Origin of the sequence: Streptomyces sp. CC53 (genome assembly GCF_001865245.1) — a bacterium.
GTDB lineage: Bacteria > Actinomycetota > Actinomycetes > Streptomycetales > Streptomycetaceae > Streptomyces.
Genome location: NZ_MKXB01000170.1, coordinates 20,570 through 41,182 on the forward strand (window position 1 = coordinate 20,570; position 20,613 = coordinate 41,182).

A 20,613-nucleotide genomic window follows, 5' to 3' on the forward strand; every position below is an offset into this window, starting at 1 on the left:
TCAGGCCCCCTTGGCCGCGGTACGGACCAGGACGAGGCCGCCGTTCGGACCGGGAACCGCGCCCTTGATGAGCAGCAGACCCTTCTCCGCGTCAACGGCGTGGACGGTCAGGTTCTGGGTGGTGACCCGCTCGTTGCCCATGCGGCCCGCCATGCGGAGGCCCTTGAACACGCGGCCCGGGGTGGCGCAGCCACCGATGGAACCGGGCGAGCGGTGCTTGCGCTGGGTGCCGTGACCGGCGCCCAGGCCACGGAAGTTGTGGCGCTTCATGACACCGGCGAAGCCCTTGCCCTTGCTCTTGCCGGTGACGTCGACCTTCACGCCGGCCTCGAAGACCTCGGCGGTGACTTCCTGGCCGAGCGTGTACTCGGAGGCGTCAGCGGTGCGGATCTCGACAAGGTGGCGGCGCGGGGTGACGTCGGCCTTGGCGAAGTGGCCCTTGAGGGGCTTGTTCACCTTGCGCGGGTCGATCTCGCCGAAGGCGATCTGGACCGCCTCGTAGCCGTCGGTGTCGTTGGTGCGGACCTGGGTGACGACGCAGGGGCCGGCCTTGACGACGGTGACCGGGACGACGCGGTTGTTCTCGTCCCACACCTGCGTCATGCCGAGCTTCTCGCCCAGGACGCCCTTAATGTTCTTAGCCATCTCGCGCGTCACCTCAGAGCTTGATCTCGATGTCGACGCCGGCCGGCAGGTCGAGACGCATGAGCGAGTCGACCGTCTTCGGCGTGGGGTCGAGGATGTCGATGAGGCGCTTGTGCGTACGCATCTCGAAGTGCTCGCGCGAGTCCTTGTACTTGTGCGGCGACTTGATGACGCAGTACACGTTCTTCTCAGTGGGCAGCGGCACCGGGCCCGCGACCGACGCACCGGTACGGGTCACCGTCTCGACGATCTTCTTCGCCGAGGAGTCGATGACCTCGTGGTCGTAGGCCTTGAGCCGGATGCGGATCTTCTGTCCCGCCATGGCTACTCAGTAGTCCTGTCTCTCGTAACGCTCCGGAACCTGGTGGGCGACCCCTGGCCCTCCGACCCCCGCGGTCGGGCGTGTCGCGCCCCCTCTACGCAGATCTCCCATAGAGGAGATCCCAACCAAGGGGGAACGGACCCGGGCCCGCAGTGCCGGGGGAACCGCATGATCCTTCCGGATCCGCGGCGGAGCCCACCGGGTGCCTGGTGAGGGCCCCGCCCACGCTTCCCGGAAGATTCCCGTACGTCCGCCCCACGCAGGGGCGACGAGTACTGTGGGACTCGCTTCCGGTCCTCCCGGCGGGAGGCGCGCAGCATCGGCACTCAACCGAGCAACCCGGACAGTCTGCCATACGGGGCAGCCTGTCCGCCAATCGAGCCGAAGAGCTTACCCCGAGGCCGGGACCGATCAAACCGAGGCGCGAGCGGGGCGCGCCTCCGGCCCGCGGGCGGGCCGTTTCCGGGCCCTCTCGGGCCGCGCCCCACGGCTCCGGCCCGGGTCTGTGCCCTGCGGGCGGCCCCGCCCTCCGCTCTGCCGCACGGGACGTGCGGGGGTGCGGGAGGGGCGGGCAGCGTAGGCAGCACAGGCGGAGTGGCGTGCGCGGTGCCGGCTGCGGGGCCGGACCCGCAGGGCTGCCGTTGTCCCCCGCGGCGTTGTGTGCCGCCGGAGTCGCAGGGACCGGGGCGTGGCGTGTCGTCGGAGCCGGAGTCGCAGGGCGCGGGGCGTCGCGTGCCGCAGGAGCCCGGTGGCCGCTGCGGGTCGCGTACGCGGGGCGGGCCGTCCCCACCTGCGGACCGGCCGCTGCCGCCGTACCGGCCGGGTGGCGGAACGTACCCGCGGACCGTGTCGCCGCCGACCGGCCGGGCGTGGCGGGACGCACCGGCCGGGCATCCCGGGCGGACCGGGTCAGCTGCGGGTGGTCTCGGCGCACTCCTGCGGCATGTCGTCCAGGGACTTGCTGCGGTCGTAGGGGTCGACCGCCTCACCGGAGGGGGCGGCGGACGTGTCCGGCTGGCCTATGCGGTCCGAGGGGAACGTCGGGTGCAGGAAGCCGTCGACGGAGCGGGCGCAGTCGTCGTTGCCGGAGGACATCGCCCACTCGACCATGAACAGCTTGCCGGGGGTCGTCTCGTACTCCTCGGGGTCGTACAGCGCGAACGTCAGCTCGCGGCGGATGACGGAACGGTCGACCTCCCGGTTGCCCGTCTTGACCTTGACCACCGGGTAGACGAACGAGAAGTCGGCGCGGATCAGGAGTTCCCCGTCGGTCTCGCCCTTCTCGTACGTGATGCGGCCCCGGGTCTTGACGAGGTCGCGCAGCACGCGGGTCTCGGTCGGGTCGAAGCGGCTGAACAGCATGACCGGGTCGGCGTCCTTGGTCGGCTTGCGCAGACCGCTCTCCATGAGCCCGCGCCCGTCCTTCTGCAGCGGGTCGAGCAGGTCGAGCGCCGCCTTCGGGTGCTCGCCGCGCAGGGTGGCGGGCTTGATGTTCGCCTCGACCAGCAGTTCCCTGACCGCGGCCAGGGCCTGGGTGACCTGCTTCTGCGAGAAGCCGCCGACCGCCTTGGCCTCGGGCACCTCGATCCCGGCGGCGCCGTCGGCCCAGCGGAGGGCGGGCGAGCCCCGGAAGGGCTCCTTCACCGTGGGCGCGTCGGGGAAGATCTCCTCCGGAGGGGCGCTGCTGGGGCGGGCCGTCTCCGGCGGCAGGGGCGCGGCGGCCGGGCGGCCGTCGGATCCGCCGCCGAGGAGGGCGCACCCGCTGACGGTGAGGCTCAGCGCGACCAGCACACCGAGGGCGGCGGTGCGGCTGCGTCGCCGGGCCGTGGGTGCGGAGTGGCTCTGTTCGTGGTCCGACGGCATGGGTCCTCGCCTGGTCTACTGCTGTGGGTGTTGACCTGGGCATTTCACGTATGAACGGTGCCGTCCGCAAGCGAACGGGGAAAACGTGACGATCACGTGACCGCGTGCCGGGCGGGATGGCGCGGCGGCGGCTCGCTCAGGACCGCGGGGCGCGGGGTCGGCGCGCCGGCCCCCTCACCGGCCGGGTTACGAGGTCGGGGGTCCCGGCGCGCCTCGCCCCGCAGCCCGGTGCTGCCGGCCTTCATGGTCGATGGCCCCACCTGTACGGCGTGCCCTTCTCAGGGCTTCCGGGCGTAGCCGAGGAAGCGGGCCCAGACCTGCGGGGCGACGGCCAGGCGGGGGCCGCTGGTGTCCTTGGAGTCGCGGATGTGGACGGTGGTGGGGGTGGCGGCGACCTCGACGCACGAATCGCCTTCGGTGCCGCCGCTGTGGCTGCTCTTGCGCCACTCCAGCGCGGACGCTTCCTCGTCATGGGACTTGCGGATCATGTCTCTCCCAGCAGTTGCTCGATGAAGGTAAGCGACTCCACCGGGCGGAGAGCTTGCGCCCGGACGGTGCCGTAGCGCAGTTCCAGGATGCGGAGTTGCTTCGGATCCGAGGTAGGGCGTCCATTGAACGCGCCGTCGGAACGGCCCACGGCGGTGCCGTCCTCGAACTTCAGCACCTCGATCCTTCCGTCCAGCCCGGCGTGGGGCCCAGCGCGCGTCGGCATGACCTGTAGCGAGACGTTGCGCAACTGGCCCACCTCAAGCAGATGTTCAAGCTGCTGTCGCCACACCATTGTGCCCCCGATCGGGCGCAGCAGAGTGGCCTCTTCCTGGACGAAGCTCAGCGCCGGTGCGGGCGACCGCTCGAAGATCGACTGCCGTGAGATGCGAGCAGCCACCATGCGCTCCACCTCGTCATGCGTGTAGGCGGGTTGCCGGGCTTCAAACAGCGCCCGTGCGTGTTCCGGCGTCTGCAACAGGCCATGGACGGTGTTGCACTCGTACATGCCGATCTCCACCGCCCTGGCTTCAAGGGCAGCCAACTCCCGCACCTTCCTCGGGTAACGGACCTCCTCCACGTCCTTCTTCATCGCGGCGACGAGGCCGCCCGCCGTCAAGACCTTGTCCGCCTTGTCCAGGTACTCCGGGCGGGGAATCCGCCTACCCGCCTCCACCTTGTAGACCAGGTCCTCTCCATACCCGATGGCGTTCGCGAACTCCGCAGCCTTCATGGCCAGCATCTCGCGACGCAGCTTGAGCTGGCGGCCCACCGCCGCCACGACCGCCGCACCGGACTCGTCGTCCGGGTCGACCTCCCAGCCCGGTTCGTCCGCTTCACCCTTCAGGTCTGTCGCCATCCGCGCGTCACCTCCCGACGTGTCACCGCACCCGTGCGCTGGAGCCTTCCACCCCCTCCGGACAGGCCGGACACGGTCGGACAGCCAGCGGACAGTGACTGTACGCAACCGTGGCACCACTAGCGGCCACGAAGGTATCCCCTCCACGATCTCGTGACATGAGTCACATTGCCTCTCAAGAGGTTTCCGACGAAAGGCAGTTCAGCCTTCGCATGCACCCCTCGCGTCCGGGTGCCCGGCTCGCGCGGGAGCTCGCCGCCTGGTGGTTGGGGCGCAGGGGCCTGCCCCGCCCCGCGGCGGAAGCGGCCGTCCAGATCGTGGCGGAGCTGGCCGCCAACGCGGCGCTGCACGGGCGGGTGCCGGGGCGGGACGCCCTCCTGGAACTGCGCCTCGCAGACGGTGGCCGCGTGCTGCGGGTCGAGGTGACCGACACGCGGGGCGACCGGATCCCGCCCGCACGCCCACAGCCGCCCGCGGGCGACGCGGAGTCGGGGCGCGGGCTGCTGATCGTCGACGGTCTGGCCTGCCGGTGGGGCGTGACCACGGGCCCGCCGCCGCGCAAGACGGTGTGGGCGGAACTGGACCTCGCACCGGAACCCGGAGAACCGTGCTCCGGTGGGCTCGCCAGTCCTTCCAAGGAACGAACGGAAGGAAAGGACCCCTCCAAACCCCACCCCTCCCCCCGTTCAGGACGCCCTCACCCTCTCGGGTGAAAAAGGTCAATTGGGCTGGCGCTGGGGCGGGTTGGACGTTCTAGGCTCACCATGCATATACCGCAGACATACGTCGGCCCCCGCCCGGGCTAGCACCCCGGGGCGAGGGCCTGACCACGCAGGAAGCAAAGACCTTCCCGATGGATACGCAGCACCCTAGCGCGCCCTTACGGACCTCGCGCCCCGTAACCCGGAAGCCGGCCCGACACCACTCGTCCGGGGTCGTCCACCTCAACACCCGGCACACCAGCCGCTTCACCGTCATCGGCAACCACCTCGCCCAGCACCGCGAGCTCTCACTGCTGGCCATCGGGCTCGCCGTCCACATCCAGTCGCTGCCCACCGGCACGTCCGTGGACATCAAGACGCTCACGGCCCGGTTCCCCGAGAGCGCCGCCCGCATCGCCGCTAGCCTGCGCGAACTGGAGGCGCACGGATACTTCCGCCGGGTACGGGAGCGCGGGCCGGACGGCCGCGTCAGGACCCGCACGTACTCCTGCAACCAGCCGGGCGCGGGCGACAAGGCCCCGGACTCAGCTCCGCATCCGGACTCGGCCCCTGACCTGACCTCGGATCTGGCCTCGGACCCGGCCTCGGGCCCGGCCTTGGTCGCAGACCCGGAGCCCGTCCCCGAGGCCGGGCCCGCCCCGCAGGACGAGCCCGCCGGGGAGCCCGCAGCGGCAGCAGCGACCACTGCGGAGCCTCCCCCAGCGTCGGCCACGCCCAGCGTCGAGCCCGCCACCGAACCCACCGGGAAGCCGGCCGCCGAACCCACGCCGCGCACCGCGGAGCCGCCCGCAGCAGACACCGTGCCCAGTACAGGCCCGGCCGCCCAGCCTGGCGCAGGCCCGGCCGGCGAGCCCGCGGCGAAACCCACCACAGGGTCCGTCACGCCCACGGCGAAGCCCGCCGCCGAGCCTCCGGCCGCGTGCGCGTGCGCCTCCGCACCCGCACGGCCGCCCCGGCGGCACCCCGCGACCCTGCGCGTACCACAGCCCGCCTTCCCCGCGGCGGCACTGCTCCAGTCCGCGGCCGACCTGCTCGCGGGGCTGCGCCGCGAAGAACCGCGGCTGATGCTGTCGGGCCGCGACATCGAGCAGCTCGCCCCCGGGGTCGCCGCATGGCTGGAACGCGACGCGAGCCCCGAGGCCGTACGCCACGCCCTCACCGCCCACCTGCCGCCGGAGCCGCTGCGCCGCCCGGCCGCCTTCCTGGCCCACCGGCTCACCGACGCGCTGCCGCCGCCCAGCACGCGACCGGTCCGCACGGACCCGCTCCAGAACTGCGACCTCTGCGACCACGCGTTCCGCGCCCCCGAACCGGGCCTGTGCCGCGCCTGCCGCACCGCGCCCCGAACCCACGCCTCACCCCTCTGAAAGGAGCCTTGTGGTCAGCTCACCGCACGAGGCGATGCACCGCATCTTCCAGGAGTTCCCGGAGCTCTTCTCCCGGGTCTCCAAAGTGCTCGGCATCGACTTCCCTCAGCCCACATCCATCACGGTCATGCCGACCGACCTCACCGAGACGAAGCCCGTCGAACGCCGCGTGGACACCCTGCTGCGCTTCGAGACGGAGACGGCCGGCGCGTTCCTCGTCGCCGTCGAAGCCCAGGGGAAGAAGGATCTCGCGAAGCCCGGCAGCTGGGCGTACTACTGCTCGTACCTGCACGAGAAGTACGGGCTGCCGCCATTGCTTCTGGTCATCTGCCAGGACCGGCCCACGGCCGAGTGGGCGGCAGAGCCCTTCCACTTCGGTCACGACGCATGGACGACCTTCAGCCTGTACCCGCTTGTCGTAGGACCCCACAACATGCCCGTGATCACCGATCCGGCCGAGGCACGTGAGGATCTCGTCCTCGCCACCCTGTCGGCCATCACCCACGCGGCCCATCCGGAGGTCGCCGGGATACTGAAGGCGTTGTCCACCGCGCTGCGGGGCATGCCCGACGACCTCGTCAATCCCGTCGTCGAATTCACCGCACAGGGCCTGGGCAACCGCCCGGCCTCTCACATCTGGAGCAAACTGGTGGCCGTGGACCTTTCCTTCTACAAGTCGCCTCTGTCCGAAGAGATCCGAGAGCAGGGCCGCGAGCAGGGCGAAGTGCAGCGCGGCGCCAAGGATGTCCTGACCGTCCTGGAGCAGCGGGGCCTCGAAGTGTCCGCCCATGTGCGTGAGCGCGTCACCGGCTGTGAGGACCCCGACGAGCTGCACGACTGGCTCGTGCGCGCCCTCACCGCCACCACCGCGGAAGAGATCTTCGGCGACGCGTAGCCCGCCCCCCGTATCGGGTGTCAGGCCCTGGTGGCGTCGCCGCCCTCCCCGGCGCGCCACCAGCGGCCCTGCGGCCACGGGCCGAGGCGGGGGGGCGCCCTGCGGCTCGGGCGCCCGTGTGGTCGGCGCCGGGCATGAGGCGCGACGGGGCCGTCGGGGGAGAGCGCACGCGCGCCTCTGCCTCTGCCTCTGCCTCCGTCGCTGTCGGCGGAGACCACACGGCTGTCCGTCCGGGCGCAGCATGCCCGGTGTCGTCCCGTATGCCGCGGGATTCGCCTGCCCCGAGCCGGCCCAGAGGGCCGCCCGTCCCCGGCGTCGGGACGGCCGGCGGCCGGGTCGCCCTCCGGGACCTCCGAGCGTCGTCCCCCTCGCCTCGCCATCGCCGCACCATCCCGCTGTCAGGCAGGGCAACTCCTCGGAGGTCGAGAGGCGTTCCGCAGACGTGAGCCCGGGACGTGACGATCGCATAACGGGCCTGCCTCCCGGCAGGCAGGGCTGTCGAGGCGCCAGGGATCTGAGACACAATCAGGTGCAGTGGCAATCGGGGGCTCGGGGAGGCCGCTATGAGTCAAATCACCATCAATGAGGGTGTGTTGTGGGTCGGCGGTGACGCCTACCCGCTGCGCAACATCTCGCACGTGGCGAAGCGCGGGCTCGTCGTCAACACGGGCAAAGCCTGGAAGGACTTCTTCCAGATGACCTTCGGGTGGCTCATCGTCGGCGGGATCATCGCCGCCGTCTTCGACACGATCGGCATGATCATCCTGCTGGGCGTGGAGGGCCTGATCATCTGGAGCCTGGTCAGCGACCTGCGGAAGCCGCCGCTGTACGGACTGATCCTGAACACGTCGGGCACCCAGTTCGACGCGGTCTGGTCGACGAGTGAGAAGGAGATCGACGCGCTGGTGGCAGAAGTCGCCAGGGCCCTCGGTCACCCGGACACGGCCCAGGTCGTGTTCAACGTGGAGCACGCCGTGCAGGGCGACGTGATCAACCAGTACGGGGACCACAGCATCGGCAAGGCGCAGCACTACGGACAAGGGAACATCGGAGGACGATGAGCGGGGACGTGTTCAACCAGTACGGAGCCCACAGCATCGGCAAGGCCGAGCACCACGGCTCCGGTGACATCGTCGCCGGGGGCAAGGGCGACGGCTCCGCCGCGTCGGCGGACCCGCGGCTCGAACAGCTCCTGGCCGAGATCCAGGCCCTGAAGCCGCACCTGAGCGACGACGACCGGGCCGCCATGGACGAGGCCGTCGAGGAGCTCGGCGCCGACCCGGAGCCGAGCCGCTTCAGGCGACTGCTCCAGCAGATCAACGGCATCGCGGCGCTGGCCGAGGTGGGCGCACCCGTGGTGGCCGCGGTCAGGAGCCTGCTGGCCGCCTGACCGCACCCCCGCAGGACAGGGCGAGGCTCCGGGACCGCGATGGTCCCGGAGCCTCGCCGTCCCCACCCCGCGCCCCGCGTCGCCCACGCGTTAATCGGTCGAGCCGCACTCCCCCGCTCCCTACAGTGGCCGGGCACCACATCCCGTCCCGGGGGGCCTTCCGTCATGCGTACGCACTATCCGCGCACCCCGCACCTGCCGTGGTCCCCGGGCGCGTCCCGGGACGACGTGCGGGTCGCGGACCTCACCGGGTTCACCGGGCGGGAGGTCGTGGTCACCGAGAAGCTCGACGGCGAGAACACCACCCTGTACGCGGACGGGCTGCACGCCCGGTCCCCGGACTCCGCGCACCACCCCTCCCGCGCCTGGGTGAAGGCGCTCCAGGGACGGATCGGGCAGCGCATCCCCGAGGGCTGGCGGGTCTGCGGCGAGAACCTGTACGCCCGGCACTCCCTCCCGTACGAGGACCTGGACAGCTACTTCTACGGCTTCTCCGTGTGGGACGAGCTCCACTGGTGCCCCGGGTGGGACTTCACCGTGGACTTCCTGAAGAACATCGGGATCCCCACCCCGCGCGTGTTGTGGCGCGGTGTCTTCGACGAACGGGCCCTGCGACGGCTGGCGGTGGACACCGGGCGGCAGGAGGGATACGTCGTACGCACCGCAGAGGGCTTCACGGCCGACGACTTCGGGCGGCACGTGGCCAAGTGGGTGCGGCCGGGGCACGTGCAGACCGGCACGCACTGGATGCACACCGCGGTGACCCCCAACCGGCTCGGCCCCCGCGCCGCGCTGTGGGACGTGCGGTCCGGGGGTGCGCCCGACGCCGGGGCGCTGCTCTCCGCCGTCGGGGCGGAGCACGGGGACGCGGCGGCCGCCGCCGAGGTGGCCGCGTCGGCCGGGGCGCGGCTCGGTGACGCGCGGCTGGCCGGGGTGCTGGCCGGGCTCCTGCACCGGGAGCCGCGCGGCACGCTGGCGGGGCGGCTCGCGCCCGCGCTGGGGCTGCCGCCCGCGCGGCGCGTCGCGGACCTCGTCGGCCTGCACGCGGAACTGCACCGGCCGTACCCGGACGGGGAGCGCCGCGCCGGGCTCGTACGGATGGGGTACGCCGTGGACCTGGACGTCCTGCACGCCGTCGCCTGGGCCACGGCCCCGGACGCCGGGGCGCGCGAGCAGACCGACTGGTCGGCGCTCCTGGCCGAGGAGGCCGGGCTTCTCGGGAGCGGTCCCCCGGCGTTCGGGCGGGCCTTCGCCGGCCTGGAGCCGGAGGCCGCCGCACGCTGCCGGGGCGAGGCCCGCCTCGCGTACGCGGACGGGCGCATCACGACCGAGGAGGAAGCCGTCGCCGCGACCTGGCGGTGGCGGGACGGGGCGTTCCCGCGGCTGGTCCACCTGGTGGGGCCGTCCGGGAGCGGGAAGAGCGCGTTCGCCCGGGGGCTGCCCGGCGTCAGCGCGTACGTGTCGCTCGACGAGCTGCGGGAGGAACGCGGCGGCCGGGCCGACCAGCGGGGCAACGGCGACGTGCTGCGGGAGGGGCTGGCCCGGCTCGACGCGGCGCTGGCCGCCGGGACCGGCACCGTCGTGTGGGACGCCACGTCGCTGAACCGGCACCAGCGCTCCCTGGTCCACGCCGTCGCCCGCCGCCGCGACGCGCTGGTCACGCACGCCGTGCTGCTCGTCGACGAGCGGGAGCTCACGCGGCGGAACGCCACCCGGCAGCATCCCGTGCCGCCCGGCGTGCTCGCGGCCCAGCTGCGGCGGTTCGTGCCGCCGCACCCGGGCGAGGCGCACCGCACCTGGTACGTCGGGGCCGGTGGGACCGTGGAAGAGGAGGCGTAGAGCGGTGCGTACCAGCGAGGAGATCTACCACCGGGTGCGGTGGGACAGCCGTTTCGACCCGGCGCGGTTCGTCGTCGGCGTCATGCAGCGCGGGGCCGGCCCGAAGCGGGTGCCGCTGCCCGCGTTCGTGCCCGGCGGGGAGATCCCGTGGCACCGGGTGCTGTTCATCGAAGCGGACGGGGAGGTCGTCTGGGACCGCCGGTCGGGCGTCGACCGCATCGACGCCACCGACGCGGGCCGCGTCCGGGAGGCCCGGCTGCTGCGGGCGCCGTTCTTCACCGCCCGGCAGCCGTACGCGTGGGACGGGAGCCGGCGGCCCGCGTCCGGCGCCGCCGGTGCCTCCGGGAGCTGGCGGCCCGCGCCTCCCCGGGCTGCGTCGCCCGGCGCGGGTGCGCTGCGCGTGCTGACCTGGAACACCCTGTGGGACCGGTACGACAGCGACCGCATCGACACGGCCCGGCGGCGGCCCCTCCTGATGGAGGCCCTGCGGGACGCGGACGCCGACGTCATCGCGCTCCAGGAGGCCGAGCCGGAGCTGCTGCGCCTGCTGCTGGAGGCCGACTGGGTGCGCGGGGAGTACGTCGTCGCCACCGACCCGGCCTCGCCGGACGTGGCCGACACGGGTCTGCTGCTGCTCAGCCGCCTGCCCGTGCGGGAGGCGGGCGTGCACCTGCTGGGCCCGCACAAGGCGGTGGCGGCCGTGGCCGTCGACACCGCGACGGGCCCGCTCGTCGTGGCGGTCACCCACCTGAGCAGCGACCACTCCGAGGGCGGTGCCGCCCGGCGGGACGCCGAACTGGGCCGGCTCGCCGAGGGGCTGGCCGGCGTCCAGGCGGACGTGGTGCTGGTCGGCGACTTCAACGACGGCGGCGACCTCCCGCAGACCACGCTCGGCATGCGCGACGCGTGGACCGAGGCGCACGGGCCGGGCGACGGGACGCCGACGTTCGACCCGGTCGCCAACCCGCTCGCCGCGGTGTCGTCGCTGACCGGTCGCGCCGCGCGCCTCGACCGGGTGCTGCTGCGCGCCGACCGTGCCCGGGTGGACTCCGCGGTGCTGGTGGGCGACCGGCCCGCAGGACCGGGCGGCCTGTACGTCTCGGACCACTACGGGGTGGCGGTCGACCTGGGCCTCGACGGTGCGGGGCCCGCGGGTGTCCTGGACGCCGAGCCGTCCGCGCGCACGGCGCTGGCCTGGCTGCCGCCGGACGAGCTGTGGCCGCCGGTGCAGGCCATCCGCCGGGACCACGACCCGCAGATCCGGCGCTGGCCGCCGCACGTGAACCTGCTGTACGGGTTCGTCCCCGAGGCACAGTTCGAGCGCGCGGCGGAGCTGGTGGCCGCCGCCGTGGAGGGGATGGCGCCGTTCGACGCGCTGCTGGACGGGGTGCACAGCTTCGGGCACCGCGAGTACGCGACGGTGTGGCTGGACCCGGCGGCCGGCGGCGCGAGCCCGTGGGCGGAGCTGCGCCGGGCGCTGGAGCAGCGGTTCCCGCGCTGCCGGGGACACCGGCACGGATTCACCCCGCACCTGAGCCTGGGCCGCACGGCGGAGCCGCTGGCCGTCACCGCGGAGTGCGAGGCCCGGCTGGGCGGACCGCTGGAGGCCCGCGTGGGCGAGGTGGCCCTGCTGTCGCGGCGTGGCGACGAACCGATGCGGGTGCGGGCGACGGTGGCGCTGGGCACGGGCGAGGTGCGGTGGCACGACGCCGTCGACCACCCGACGGACGGGAACCCGGACCCGCACGGGGACACGGCGGGGTCGGGGCGCCCGGCAGAGCCGGGGCGTGCGGCAGAGCCGGGGCGTGCGGCGACGCCAGGAGACCCTACGGGGCCGGGACACACGGCCTGGTCGGAGCGCACGTCAGGGCCGGGGCACACGACAGAGACGCAGCGTGCGGCGACATCGGCAGACCCGGCAGAGAGGGAGCGCCTGACAGGGCCGGGGCGCCCGCGCGGATCTGAGCGCCCGGCGACATCGGCAGACCCGGCAGACCCGGCAGACCCGGCAGAGAAGGAGCGCCCGCCAGGGCCGGGGCGCACGAGCGGATCCGAGCGCCCGGCGGGGTCGGCGCAGCACGTGGAGGAGATCGTCCGCTCCGTGACGTGTGCCGCCGCCCGGGACGGAGGCGCGCTGCACCTGGCCGGTTCGCGCAGCATGGGGTGCGCACTGCCCGGAGCGGACGTCGACCTCGTCGCGGTCGTCCCGGGAGAGGCCGACCTGCCGCGGATGAGGGACCGGGTCGCCGCCGCGTTGCCGGACTGCGTCGGCCTGCGCGAGGTCGTCGGGGCGCGCGTGCCCGGGCTGCGGTTCCGTACGGGCGGCCTCGGTGTGGACCTCGCCGTCGTGGCGGCCGGCGGGCTGCCGCCCCGGGACGCGGTGGCCCGGCGCACCGAACTGGGCGACGCGGCGGCGGTGGCGCTCAGCGCCGTGAGCGACGCGGAGGCCGTGGTGGCGCAGGTCGGCGACCGGCGGGAGGCGTTCGCGCGGCTGGTCCGGCAGGTCAAGGGGTGGGCGCGGGCCAGGGGGCTGGACTCGGCACCGTTCGGCGGGCTGCCGGGGCTGGCGTGGACGGTGCTGGCGGCCCGTACCGTACGGGACGCGGAGGATGCCGACGCCCTGCGGACCGGGCCGTTGCTCGGCGCGTTCTTCGGGACGTGGGCGGCCTGGGACTGGCAGCGGCCGGTGAGCCTGACCGGCGACGGCCCGGCGGCCCCGCCCCCTGCACCCGTCACCGTGCTGACCCCGACCGCACCCGTCCGCTCCTGCACCGCGCAGGTCGGCGCCGGAATGCGGGACCTGCTGGTCCAGGAGTTGTACCGGGCGTGGGAGTTGCTGGAGGAGTCCCGCGCGGCGCGGCTCCTCGACCCGCCGCCGCTGCACCGCCGCCACGCGGCGTGGGCCGTGCTGACCGTGCCCGCCGGTGTGGCGGAGGGGCGCGCCCGGGGCCGTATGCGCGCCCTGCTCGCCGCGTTGGAGGAGGCGGGCGTCCGGGACGCGCATGCCTGGCCCCACCCCATCGCCCCCCGCGCGGGCCGGGCCGGAGCCGTCGGGTACGCCATCGGCCTGGGTGCCGCGCCGCCCGACCGCGCGACCCTCGCCCGTCTCGGCGACGGCTGGCTGCACGGCCTGCCGGACACGACGTTGACCTTGGCCGACGGGGGCGAGGTGCCGACACTCGGCTGAGGCGGCGCCCCGCGCACCCTCAAGGGAGTTGCCGGGCACGAAGGCCGGACCGCGGGCCCGGCGGGGCCTCAGGAGGCGGCGGACGCTTCGGGACGAGAAGCGGCGGACACCTCGGAAGGAAGAACGGCGGACGTATCCGCGGAGGGAGCGGCGGACGGCACCGAGTCCGAGGAAGCGGCGGGCAGCCCCGAGGAAGCGGCGGGCAGCCCCGAGGAGGAGGCGGGCGGCACCGAGGAAGCGGCTGCCGGCACCACGGAGGCGACGGGCGGCACCGCGGAGGCGGCGGCCGCGGCCGCCCTCGCGTTCGCCATCATCCTGCGCAGCACCTTCAGCGCCGCCACGTACTCCTCGTCCGGCACGCCCTCGTGCACCCGGGCGCGTAGGCCGGTGACCAGACGCTTCACGGCGGCGTGGCCCGCCCGTCCCGCGTCGGTGAGGTGCAGGGAGCCGTCCGTGTCCGCGCTGACCCATGCGCGGTGGAGCAGCTGGTCGAGGACGCGCGGCACCGTGTACGGGTCGTCGGCGACCTCCGCGAGCTGGGCCGCCACCGCCTCCCGGGTCGCGCCCTGCTCACCCGCGGCCAGGATCCGGTTCAGCGCCCACCACATGGGCTGGGTCACGTCGAGGCGGGCCATCTCGTCCCGCAGCAGGCCGACCACGACCCGGCCGGTCATGCCCGCCCAGTAACCGATGGGCTGCGCGGCCAGTTCGGCGTCCGCCGCCTGCGGGTCGGCGACCGCCGGGGAGAGCACGGACTGGTGGGCGCCGGTGGAGTCGGTGGCCGCGTGCACGGCCCGGTTCAAGTCGGTGATCGTCTCCGTCATGCCGCGGACGCTACGACCTCGACTCGACTTGAGGTCAAGGCCCGCGACCCCGGTAACGATTCGGACGTCACACCCTTCGCACACAACCCCCCGTATCGAATGCCAGTCTTGCTGGTCGCGGGGGCACGGCTGTGACCAGGGGTGTTCTGCCGCGCAGCCAGCTCCACTCTCTCGCCACGGGGACCACGTGAACGACTCAAGGGGAACCGAGCTCCGCCCTGCCCTCGTCCAGGGCGAGCGGGGCCCGCAGGCCGCCGAGCGGGACTCCCAGGCCGCTCCGGGCCGACCGGCCCGCTTCCGGACCTTCCGCGCGCTCCGGACCTTCCGTCCCGGCAGGCGCCGCTTCCTGGCGTCCGCGACCGCCGCCGCGGCCGGTGTCACCGTGGCGGCCGCCGGCCTCGGCGGCTGCACCGTACCCGCACCGCGGCGGACGGGCCCCACCGCGGACCCGGCCCCGGGCATGCCGATCACGAGCACCCGTCGGGCCCAGCTCATGCAGATCATGGCGCACCCGGACGACGACCTGTACTTCATGAACCCGGACTGCCGGCAGATGGTGGACTCCGGGGTGCCACTGGTCTGCGTCTACGTGACGGCGGGCGAGCACAACGGGCTCAACCGCGTCCCCGGGTCCCCGACGCCGCCGCCCGCGGACCGGCCGGGCTACTCGTCCGCGCGCCACCAGGGCCTTCGCCAGGCGTACGCCGCCATGCTGGGGCTCGACATGTTCACGCCGTGGCAGAAGGGCGTGATGACGCTGCGCGGCGACCGGCAGGCCGAGGTCGACACCCTGACCCACGGCAACCGCCGCGTGGAGCTGGTCTTCCTGAACCTCGCGATGCACGAGCCGCGCACGTACCACGCCGTGCCTTCGCTGTGGGGGGAGCGGGCGACGACGGTCCGTACCGTCGTCGCGTCCGACTCGCCGGTGCGCCGGTCGTCCCGGTACGACCACGACGGGCTGATCGACGTGCTGGTGGGGCTGATGGAGCGCTACCAGCCCACCGTCGTGCACACGCTGGACCCGGACCCGGACCTCCAGCACAGCGACGAGGAGACCCGCAGGAAGGACTCCGAGCAGCCCGGCTACTCCGACCACGCCGACCACACCGCCGTCGCGTCGTTCAGCTGGGCCGCCCTGGTCCGCTGGGCCGCGGAGGCCAGCAGGGACGGCGGCGCGATACCCGGCTTCGTCGCCACGTCCTTCCGCGGGTACTACAACCGCCACTGGCCGAAGAACCTCCCCGAGGCGGTCCTCAAGCGGAAGGCCGCGCACCTCGTCCCGTACGGCGGCGACCCGGAGTGGCAGTGCGGCAACCCCAGCGGGTGCGGCGACTACATGGTGGGCGGCAGGCGGCCGCTCACCAACAAGAAGGGCTGGGTCCGCGCCACCCACCACCGCTACGCGGGGGCGGGCCCCGTCGTGACCGCCGGCCAGGACGGGCGGCTCGTCGTGTACGGGGTGCTGGGGCTGCGCGCGGTCCGCTGGAGGGAGACGGAGGCCGGCAGCGGCCAGTGGGAGCAGCCGGACGACCTGGGCGGCGGCCCGCTCGCGCCGGGCCTCGGCGCGGCGGCCCTGCCGGACGGCCGTCAGCTGCTCTTCGGCCTGCGGTTCTCGGCGCTCGCCGGGCACCGGGCCGCGAACGACCGGGAGATCGCGGTGCTGGAACAGCGCGCGCCCGGCGGCCCGTTCCTGGCGTGGAGCGGGCTCGGCAACCCGGAGCGCAGCGACGACCGGGGCCGGCGCATCGGCGTGCCGGTGGCGGTGACCGCCCCGGACGGACGGGTGCACCTGTTCGTGCGGAACGCCGACAAGGCCGTCAGCAGCCGCGTACGGGAGACGGACGGCACCTGGGGCCCGTGGCGCGACCTGGGCGGGGGCGACGTCCAGGACGGTCTGACGGCCGTCGTCGACGGCCGCGGTCTGGTGCATCTGTTCGCTGCGGGCCGCCGCGGCGTGCACCACTGGGCGCAGGGCGACCACGGGGAGCCGGTCACGTGGCGCCCGGTCGCCGGCCTGCCCGCGCCGGACGGTCCGGTGGCCGTGACGACGGCACCGGACGGGACGCTGGAGCTGTACTACCGGCGCCCCACCCGCAAGGAACTGGCCGCGGTACGGATCGACGGCACCGCCGCCCGGCCCTCCTCCGGCCCCGTGTTCCACGGGTACGGGCGGACCCACGCGGCCGGCACGCCGAGCGGCCCGGTGCTGCTCGGCCGCGACCTGCGCGGCCGGATGCAGCTGCACGCCGGGGGGCGCCGGACCACCCGGGCGCACGGCGTGGTCCCGGTGGGGGCGGCGACGCTGCACCTCGGCCCGCAGGGTGCCGTGGCGGTGGGCATCGGGGCGGACGCCTACCCGTGGTCGTGGGCGCCGCACGGCGACGCGGCTTGACCAGCGCCGCGCGACGGCACCCACGGCGGCGCCACCGGGCCCGCCCCGCCCCGCCCGTGAGCCCGCCTGCCGGACCCTCCCGGGCCGCGCGGGTCAGCACCGAGCCCCCGTACGCATCCGTACGGGGGCTCGCACGCGTACGGATGCCGGCACTGGTCACCGCGTGCGCGTCCGGCCCCCGGGAGACCTGCTTCTGCGCACGGCAAAGGGCCCCGCACCGAAAGGTGCGGGGCCCTTGCTGATGCTCCAGGTGCTCCTGGGAGCAACCAGGTCAGCCGTTCAGGCCGTCAGGGAGTCCGGGGACTCACTTGACGATCTTGGTGACCTGGCCGGCGCCGACGGTCCGGCCACCCTCACGGATGGCGAACTTGAGGCCCTCCTCCATGGCGACCGGCTGGATCAGCGAGACCGACATGGTGGTGTTGTCGCCCGGCATGACCATCTCGGTGCCCTCGGGGAGGGTCACGACGCCGGTCACGTCCGTGGTACGGAAGTAGAACTGCGGGCGGTAGTTGTTGAAGAACGGCGTGTGGCGGCCACCCTCGTCCTTGGAGAGGATGTAGGCCTGCGCCTCGAACTCGGTGTGCGGGGTGACCGAGCCCGGCTTGATGATGACCTGGCCGCGCTCGACGTCCTCGCGCTTGATGCCGCGGAGCAGCAGACCGACGTTCTCACCGGCCTGGCCCTCGTCGAGCAGCTTGCGGAACATCTCGATACCGGTGACCGTGGTGGTGGTCTTCTCGGTCTTGATGCCGATGATGTCGACGGTCTCGTTGACCTTCAGGACACCACGCTCGATACGGCCGGTGACGACCGTACCGCGACCGGTGATCGTGAAGACGTCCTCGATCGGCATGAGGAACGGCTTGTCGACGTCGCGCTCCGGCTGCGGGATGGCCTCGTCGACGGCGTTCATCAGGTTGAGGACCGACTCGGCCCACTCCGGGTCGCCCTCGAGCGCCTTCAGAGCGGAGACCTTGACGACCGGAACGTCGTCGCCCGGGAACTCGTACTCGGAGAGCAGCTCACGGACCTCGAGCTCGACGAGCTCCAGGATCTCCTCGTCGTCCACCATGTCGGCCTTGTTCAGGGCGACGACGATGTACGGAACGCCGACCTGGCGGGCCAGGAGCACGTGCTCCTTGGTCTGCGGCATCGGGCCGTCGGTGGCGGCGACCACGAGGATGGCGCCGTCCATCTGCGCGGCACCGGTGATCATGTTCTTGATGTAGTCCGCGTGACCCGGGCAGTCGACGTGCGCGTAGTGACGCGACTCGGTCTGGTACTCGACGTGCGCGATGGAGATGGTGATACCGCGCTGGCGCTCCTCAGGAGCCTTGTCGATCTGGTCGAAGGCCGAGGCCTCGTTCAGGTCCGGGTACTTGTCGTGCAGCACCTTGGTAATGGCGGCCGTGAGGGTCGTCTTACCGTGGTCGATGTGACCGATGGTGCCGATGTTGACGTGCGGCTTAGTCCGCTCGAACTTCGCCTTCGCCACTGGGGTCCTCCTGTGGAGTGGTTCTGTACGCCTTACTCATCGGCGCCAGGTGATCTTTGCTGGGATGCCGGCCCCGGGGCGCGCGCCGCTCTTCAGCGAATCGCGGCGAACGCCCCGGTGTATCCGGTGACAAGCCTAAAGCGTGAACTCGGTGGAGTTACTCGCCCTTGGCCTTCGCGATGATCTCCTCGGCGACGTTCCGCGGAACCTCGGCGTAGGAGTCGAACTGCATCGAGTAGCTTGCGCGACCCGAGGTCTTGCTGCGGAGGTCGCCGACGTAGCCGAACATCTCCGACAGCGGCACCAGGCCCTTGACGACACGGGCGCCGGCACGCTCCTCCATGGCCTGGATCTGGCCACGGCGGGAGTTGATGTCACCGATGACTTCACCCATGTAGTCCTCGGGCGTGGTGACCTCGACGGCCATCATCGGCTCAAGGAGCACGGGGGATGCCTTGCGCGCGGCCTCCTTGAAGGCCTGCGAACCGGCGATCTTGAAGGCGAGCTCGGAGGAGTCGACCTCGTGGTAGCCACCGTCGAGGAGGGTGACGCGCACGCCCGTCATCTCGTAGCCCGCGAGGATGCCGAACTGCATGGCCTCCTGGCAACCGGCGTCCACGGAAGGAATGTATTCCTTCGGGATGCGGCCACCGGTGACCTTGTTGACGAACTCGTACGAGGCGTCGCCGCCCTCGATCGGCTCGATCGCGATCTGCACCTTGGCGAACTGACCGGTACCACCGGTCTGCTTCTTGTGGGTGTAGTCCACGCGCTCGACCGTCTTGCGGATGGTCTCACGGTACGCGACCTGCGGCTTGCCGACGTTGGCCTCGACCTTGAACTCGCGCTTCATGCGGTCGACGAGCACCTCGAGGTGAAGCTCGCCCATACCGCCGATGACGGTCTGGCCGGTCTCCTCGTTGGTGTGCACCTGGAAGGAGGGGTCCTCCTCCGCGAGACGCTGGATGGCGACACCCAGCTTCTCCTGGTCACCCTTGGACTTGGGCTCGATCGCGACCTCGATGACCGGCGCCGGGAAGTCCATGGACTCCAGGATCACCGGGCTCTTCTCGTCGCACAGCGTCTCACCCGTCGTGGTCTGCTTCAGACCCATGACGGCGACGATGTCACCGGCGCCCACCGACTCGATCTCCTCACGCTTGTTGGCGTGCATGCGGTAGATCTTGCCGATGCGCTCCTTCTTGCCCTTGACGGAGTTCAGCACCGAGGTGCCGGACTCCAGGCGGCCGGAGTACACGCGGACGAACGTGAGCTTGCCCAGGTGCGGGTCGCTCATGATCTTGAAGGCCAGGGCGGCGAGCGGCTCGGAGTCGGCCGGCTTGCGCTTGATGACCTCCTCCGGGTCCTTGACGTCGTGGCCCTCGATGGCCTCGATGTCGACCGGCGACGGCAGGTAGCGCACGACCGCGTCGAGCAGGGGCTGGACGCCCTTGTTCTTGAACGCGGTGCCGCAGAACACCGGGGTCACCGTGGTGCCGGTGCCCTTGCCGGAGGCGATGGTGATACGACGGATCGCGGCGTACAGCTGCTCCTCGGAGGGCTCCTGGCCCTCCAGGTACAGCTCCATGATCTCTTCGTCGTTCTCCGCGACAGCCTCGACGAGCTTGTTGCGGTACTCCTCGGCGGCCTCGGCGTGGGTGTCCGGGATGTCGACGACGTCGTACATCTCGCCCTTGGCGGCCTCGGCGGACCAGACCAGCGCCTTCATGCGGACCAGGTCGATGACGCCCTTGAAGTCCGCCTCGGCACCGATCGGCAGCTGCATGACGATCGGCTGCGCGCCCAGGCGGTCCGAGATCATGTCCACGCAGCGGTGGAACTCGGCACCCGTACGGTCGAGCTTGTTGACGAAGCAGATACGCGGAACGCCGTAGCGGTCCGCCTGACGCCAGACGGTCTCGGACTGCGGCTCCACACCGGCGACACCGTCGAACACGGTGACGGCGCCGTCGAGCACGCGCAGGGAACGCTCCACCTCGACGGTGAAGTCGACGTGGCCCGGCGTGTCGATGATGTTGATGGTGTGGTCGACGTCCTCGAGCGGCCAGTGGCAGGTCGTCGCGGCGGACGTGATCGTGATGCCGCGCTCCTGCTCCTGCTCCATCCAGTCCATCGTGGCAGCGCCGTCGTGGACTTCACCGATCTTGTAGGAAACACCGGTGTAGAAGAGGATGCGCTCGGTGGTGGTCGTCTTGCCCGCGTCGATGTGGGCCATGATGCCGATGTTGCGCACCCTGGCCAGGTCAAGCGAAGTGGTAGCCATAAGGCTTCAGTCTTCTCTCGGTCTCGATGGGGGTTGC

General features: G+C 72.5%; 16 protein-coding genes. 8 read left to right on the forward strand and 8 right to left on the reverse strand.

Features of this window, described 5'->3' with window-relative positions; all coding sequences use genetic code 11:
- The 5 genes from rplC to BJP40_RS20840 all read right to left on the reverse strand — a co-directional run bounded on the left by rplC (position 1) and on the right by BJP40_RS20840 (position 4,175).
- The gene (gene rplC, locus BJP40_RS20820; RefSeq protein WP_071273227.1) at positions 1 to 645 is read right to left on the reverse strand and encodes a 50S ribosomal protein L3; all 645 of its coding nucleotides are present in this window, start codon (positions 643 to 645) and stop codon (positions 1 to 3) included.
- Positions 646 to 658: 13 nt separating this feature from the next.
- Positions 659 to 967: a 30S ribosomal protein S10 gene (gene rpsJ, locus BJP40_RS20825; protein ID WP_003948644.1), complete on the reverse strand. Its 309-nt coding sequence runs from the start codon at positions 965 to 967 to the stop codon at positions 659 to 661.
- A gap of 909 nt (positions 968 to 1,876) precedes the next feature.
- The gene (locus BJP40_RS20830; RefSeq protein ID WP_226962501.1) at positions 1,877 to 2,830 is read right to left on the reverse strand and encodes a hypothetical protein; all 954 of its coding nucleotides are present in this window, start codon (positions 2,828 to 2,830) and stop codon (positions 1,877 to 1,879) included.
- A 278-nt stretch (positions 2,831 to 3,108) separates the two neighbouring features.
- Positions 3,109 to 3,318: a DUF397 domain-containing protein gene (locus BJP40_RS20835; protein WP_071273145.1), complete on the reverse strand. Its 210-nt coding sequence runs from the start codon at positions 3,316 to 3,318 to the stop codon at positions 3,109 to 3,111.
- A complete protein-coding gene (locus BJP40_RS20840; RefSeq protein WP_071281654.1) occupies positions 3,315 to 4,175 on the reverse strand; it encodes a helix-turn-helix transcriptional regulator in 861 nt (286 codons plus the stop codon). Before BJP40_RS20840 ends, BJP40_RS20835 begins: the two co-directional genes overlap by 4 nt.
- A gap of 158 nt (positions 4,176 to 4,333) precedes the next feature.
- Here BJP40_RS20840 and BJP40_RS20845 point away from each other — a divergent pair, with 158 nt between their 5' ends.
- From BJP40_RS20845 to BJP40_RS35775, 7 genes are all read left to right on the forward strand, one after another.
- Positions 4,334 to 4,888 carry an ATP-binding protein gene (locus BJP40_RS20845; RefSeq protein WP_071281655.1) on the forward strand — a complete coding sequence of 185 codons (555 nt, stop codon included), beginning with the start codon at positions 4,334 to 4,336 and terminating at the stop codon, positions 4,886 to 4,888.
- Between the two features lie 140 nt (positions 4,889 to 5,028).
- On the forward strand, positions 5,029 to 6,264 hold the full coding sequence (locus BJP40_RS20850; protein ID WP_071281656.1) for a hypothetical protein: 1,236 nt from the start codon (positions 5,029 to 5,031) through the stop codon (positions 6,262 to 6,264).
- Between the two features lie 10 nt (positions 6,265 to 6,274).
- On the forward strand, positions 6,275 to 7,159 hold the full coding sequence (locus BJP40_RS20855; protein WP_071281657.1) for a hypothetical protein: 885 nt from the start codon (positions 6,275 to 6,277) through the stop codon (positions 7,157 to 7,159).
- A 563-nt stretch (positions 7,160 to 7,722) separates the two neighbouring features.
- A complete protein-coding gene (locus tag BJP40_RS20860) occupies positions 7,723 to 8,220 on the forward strand; it encodes a DUF6232 family protein (RefSeq protein ID WP_071281658.1) in 498 nt (165 codons plus the stop codon).
- Positions 8,217 to 8,549: a hypothetical protein gene (locus tag BJP40_RS20865; RefSeq protein ID WP_071281659.1), complete on the forward strand. Its 333-nt coding sequence runs from the start codon at positions 8,217 to 8,219 to the stop codon at positions 8,547 to 8,549. Before BJP40_RS20860 ends, BJP40_RS20865 begins: the two co-directional genes overlap by 4 nt.
- A 165-nt stretch (positions 8,550 to 8,714) precedes the next feature.
- Positions 8,715 to 10,388 (forward strand): RNA ligase family protein, encoded by a 1,674-nt coding sequence (locus tag BJP40_RS20870; RefSeq protein WP_071281660.1) that lies wholly within the window; start codon positions 8,715 to 8,717, stop codon positions 10,386 to 10,388.
- Positions 10,389 to 10,392: 4 nt separating this feature from the next.
- The gene (locus tag BJP40_RS35775; RefSeq protein WP_226962503.1) at positions 10,393 to 13,575 is read left to right on the forward strand and encodes an RNA repair domain-containing protein; all 3,183 of its coding nucleotides are present in this window, start codon (positions 10,393 to 10,395) and stop codon (positions 13,573 to 13,575) included.
- 68 nt (positions 13,576 to 13,643) lie between these two features.
- On the opposite strand, the gene BJP40_RS36370 is transcribed toward BJP40_RS35775, so the two are convergent.
- The gene (locus BJP40_RS36370) at positions 13,644 to 14,399 is read right to left on the reverse strand and encodes a MarR family winged helix-turn-helix transcriptional regulator (protein ID WP_071281661.1); all 756 of its coding nucleotides are present in this window, start codon (positions 14,397 to 14,399) and stop codon (positions 13,644 to 13,646) included.
- Positions 14,400 to 14,781: 382 nt separating this feature from the next.
- Between BJP40_RS36370 and BJP40_RS20885 the strand changes: the two genes are divergently transcribed.
- Complete coding sequence (locus tag BJP40_RS20885; RefSeq protein ID WP_371258674.1) at positions 14,782 to 16,794, forward strand: PIG-L family deacetylase; 2,013 nt, start codon at positions 14,782 to 14,784, stop codon at positions 16,792 to 16,794.
- Positions 16,795 to 17,098: 304 nt separating this feature from the next.
- On the opposite strand, the gene tuf is transcribed toward BJP40_RS20885, so the two are convergent.
- Together tuf and fusA are read right to left on the reverse strand one after the other, a co-directional pair.
- Positions 17,099 to 18,292 carry an elongation factor Tu gene (gene tuf, locus BJP40_RS20890; RefSeq protein ID WP_031134103.1) on the reverse strand — a complete coding sequence of 398 codons (1,194 nt, stop codon included), beginning with the start codon at positions 18,290 to 18,292 and terminating at the stop codon, positions 17,099 to 17,101.
- A 157-nt stretch (positions 18,293 to 18,449) separates the two neighbouring features.
- Complete coding sequence (fusA, locus tag BJP40_RS20895; RefSeq protein WP_071273118.1) at positions 18,450 to 20,576, reverse strand: elongation factor G; 2,127 nt, start codon at positions 20,574 to 20,576, stop codon at positions 18,450 to 18,452.
- Positions 20,577 to 20,613: the final 37 nt, after the last annotated feature.

Bases quoted from the DNA above. Each gene is read 5' to 3' on its own strand.
- rplC (WP_071273227.1), bottom strand. From the start codon at position 645: ATGGCTAAGAACATTAAGGGCGTCCTGGGCGAGAAGCTCGGCATGACG.
- rpsJ (WP_003948644.1), bottom strand. From the start codon at position 967: ATGGCGGGACAGAAGATCCGCATCCGGCTCAAGGCCTACGACCACGAG.
- BJP40_RS20830 (WP_226962501.1), bottom strand. From the start codon at position 2,830: ATGCCGTCGGACCACGAACAGAGCCACTCCGCACCCACGGCCCGGCGA.
- BJP40_RS20835 (WP_071273145.1), bottom strand. From the start codon at position 3,318: ATGATCCGCAAGTCCCATGACGAGGAAGCGTCCGCGCTGGAGTGGCGC.
- BJP40_RS20840 (WP_071281654.1), bottom strand. From the start codon at position 4,175: ATGGCGACAGACCTGAAGGGTGAAGCGGACGAACCGGGCTGGGAGGTC.
- BJP40_RS20845 (WP_071281655.1), top strand. From the start codon at position 4,334: ATGAGTCACATTGCCTCTCAAGAGGTTTCCGACGAAAGGCAGTTCAGC.
- BJP40_RS20850 (WP_071281656.1), top strand. From the start codon at position 5,029: ATGGATACGCAGCACCCTAGCGCGCCCTTACGGACCTCGCGCCCCGTA.
- BJP40_RS20860 (WP_071281658.1), top strand. From the start codon at position 7,723: ATGAGTCAAATCACCATCAATGAGGGTGTGTTGTGGGTCGGCGGTGAC.
- BJP40_RS20865 (WP_071281659.1), top strand. From the start codon at position 8,217: ATGAGCGGGGACGTGTTCAACCAGTACGGAGCCCACAGCATCGGCAAG.
- BJP40_RS20870 (WP_071281660.1), top strand. From the start codon at position 8,715: ATGCGTACGCACTATCCGCGCACCCCGCACCTGCCGTGGTCCCCGGGC.
- BJP40_RS36370 (WP_071281661.1), bottom strand. From the start codon at position 14,399: ATGACGGAGACGATCACCGACTTGAACCGGGCCGTGCACGCGGCCACC.
- fusA (WP_071273118.1), bottom strand. From the start codon at position 20,576: ATGGCTACCACTTCGCTTGACCTGGCCAGGGTGCGCAACATCGGCATC.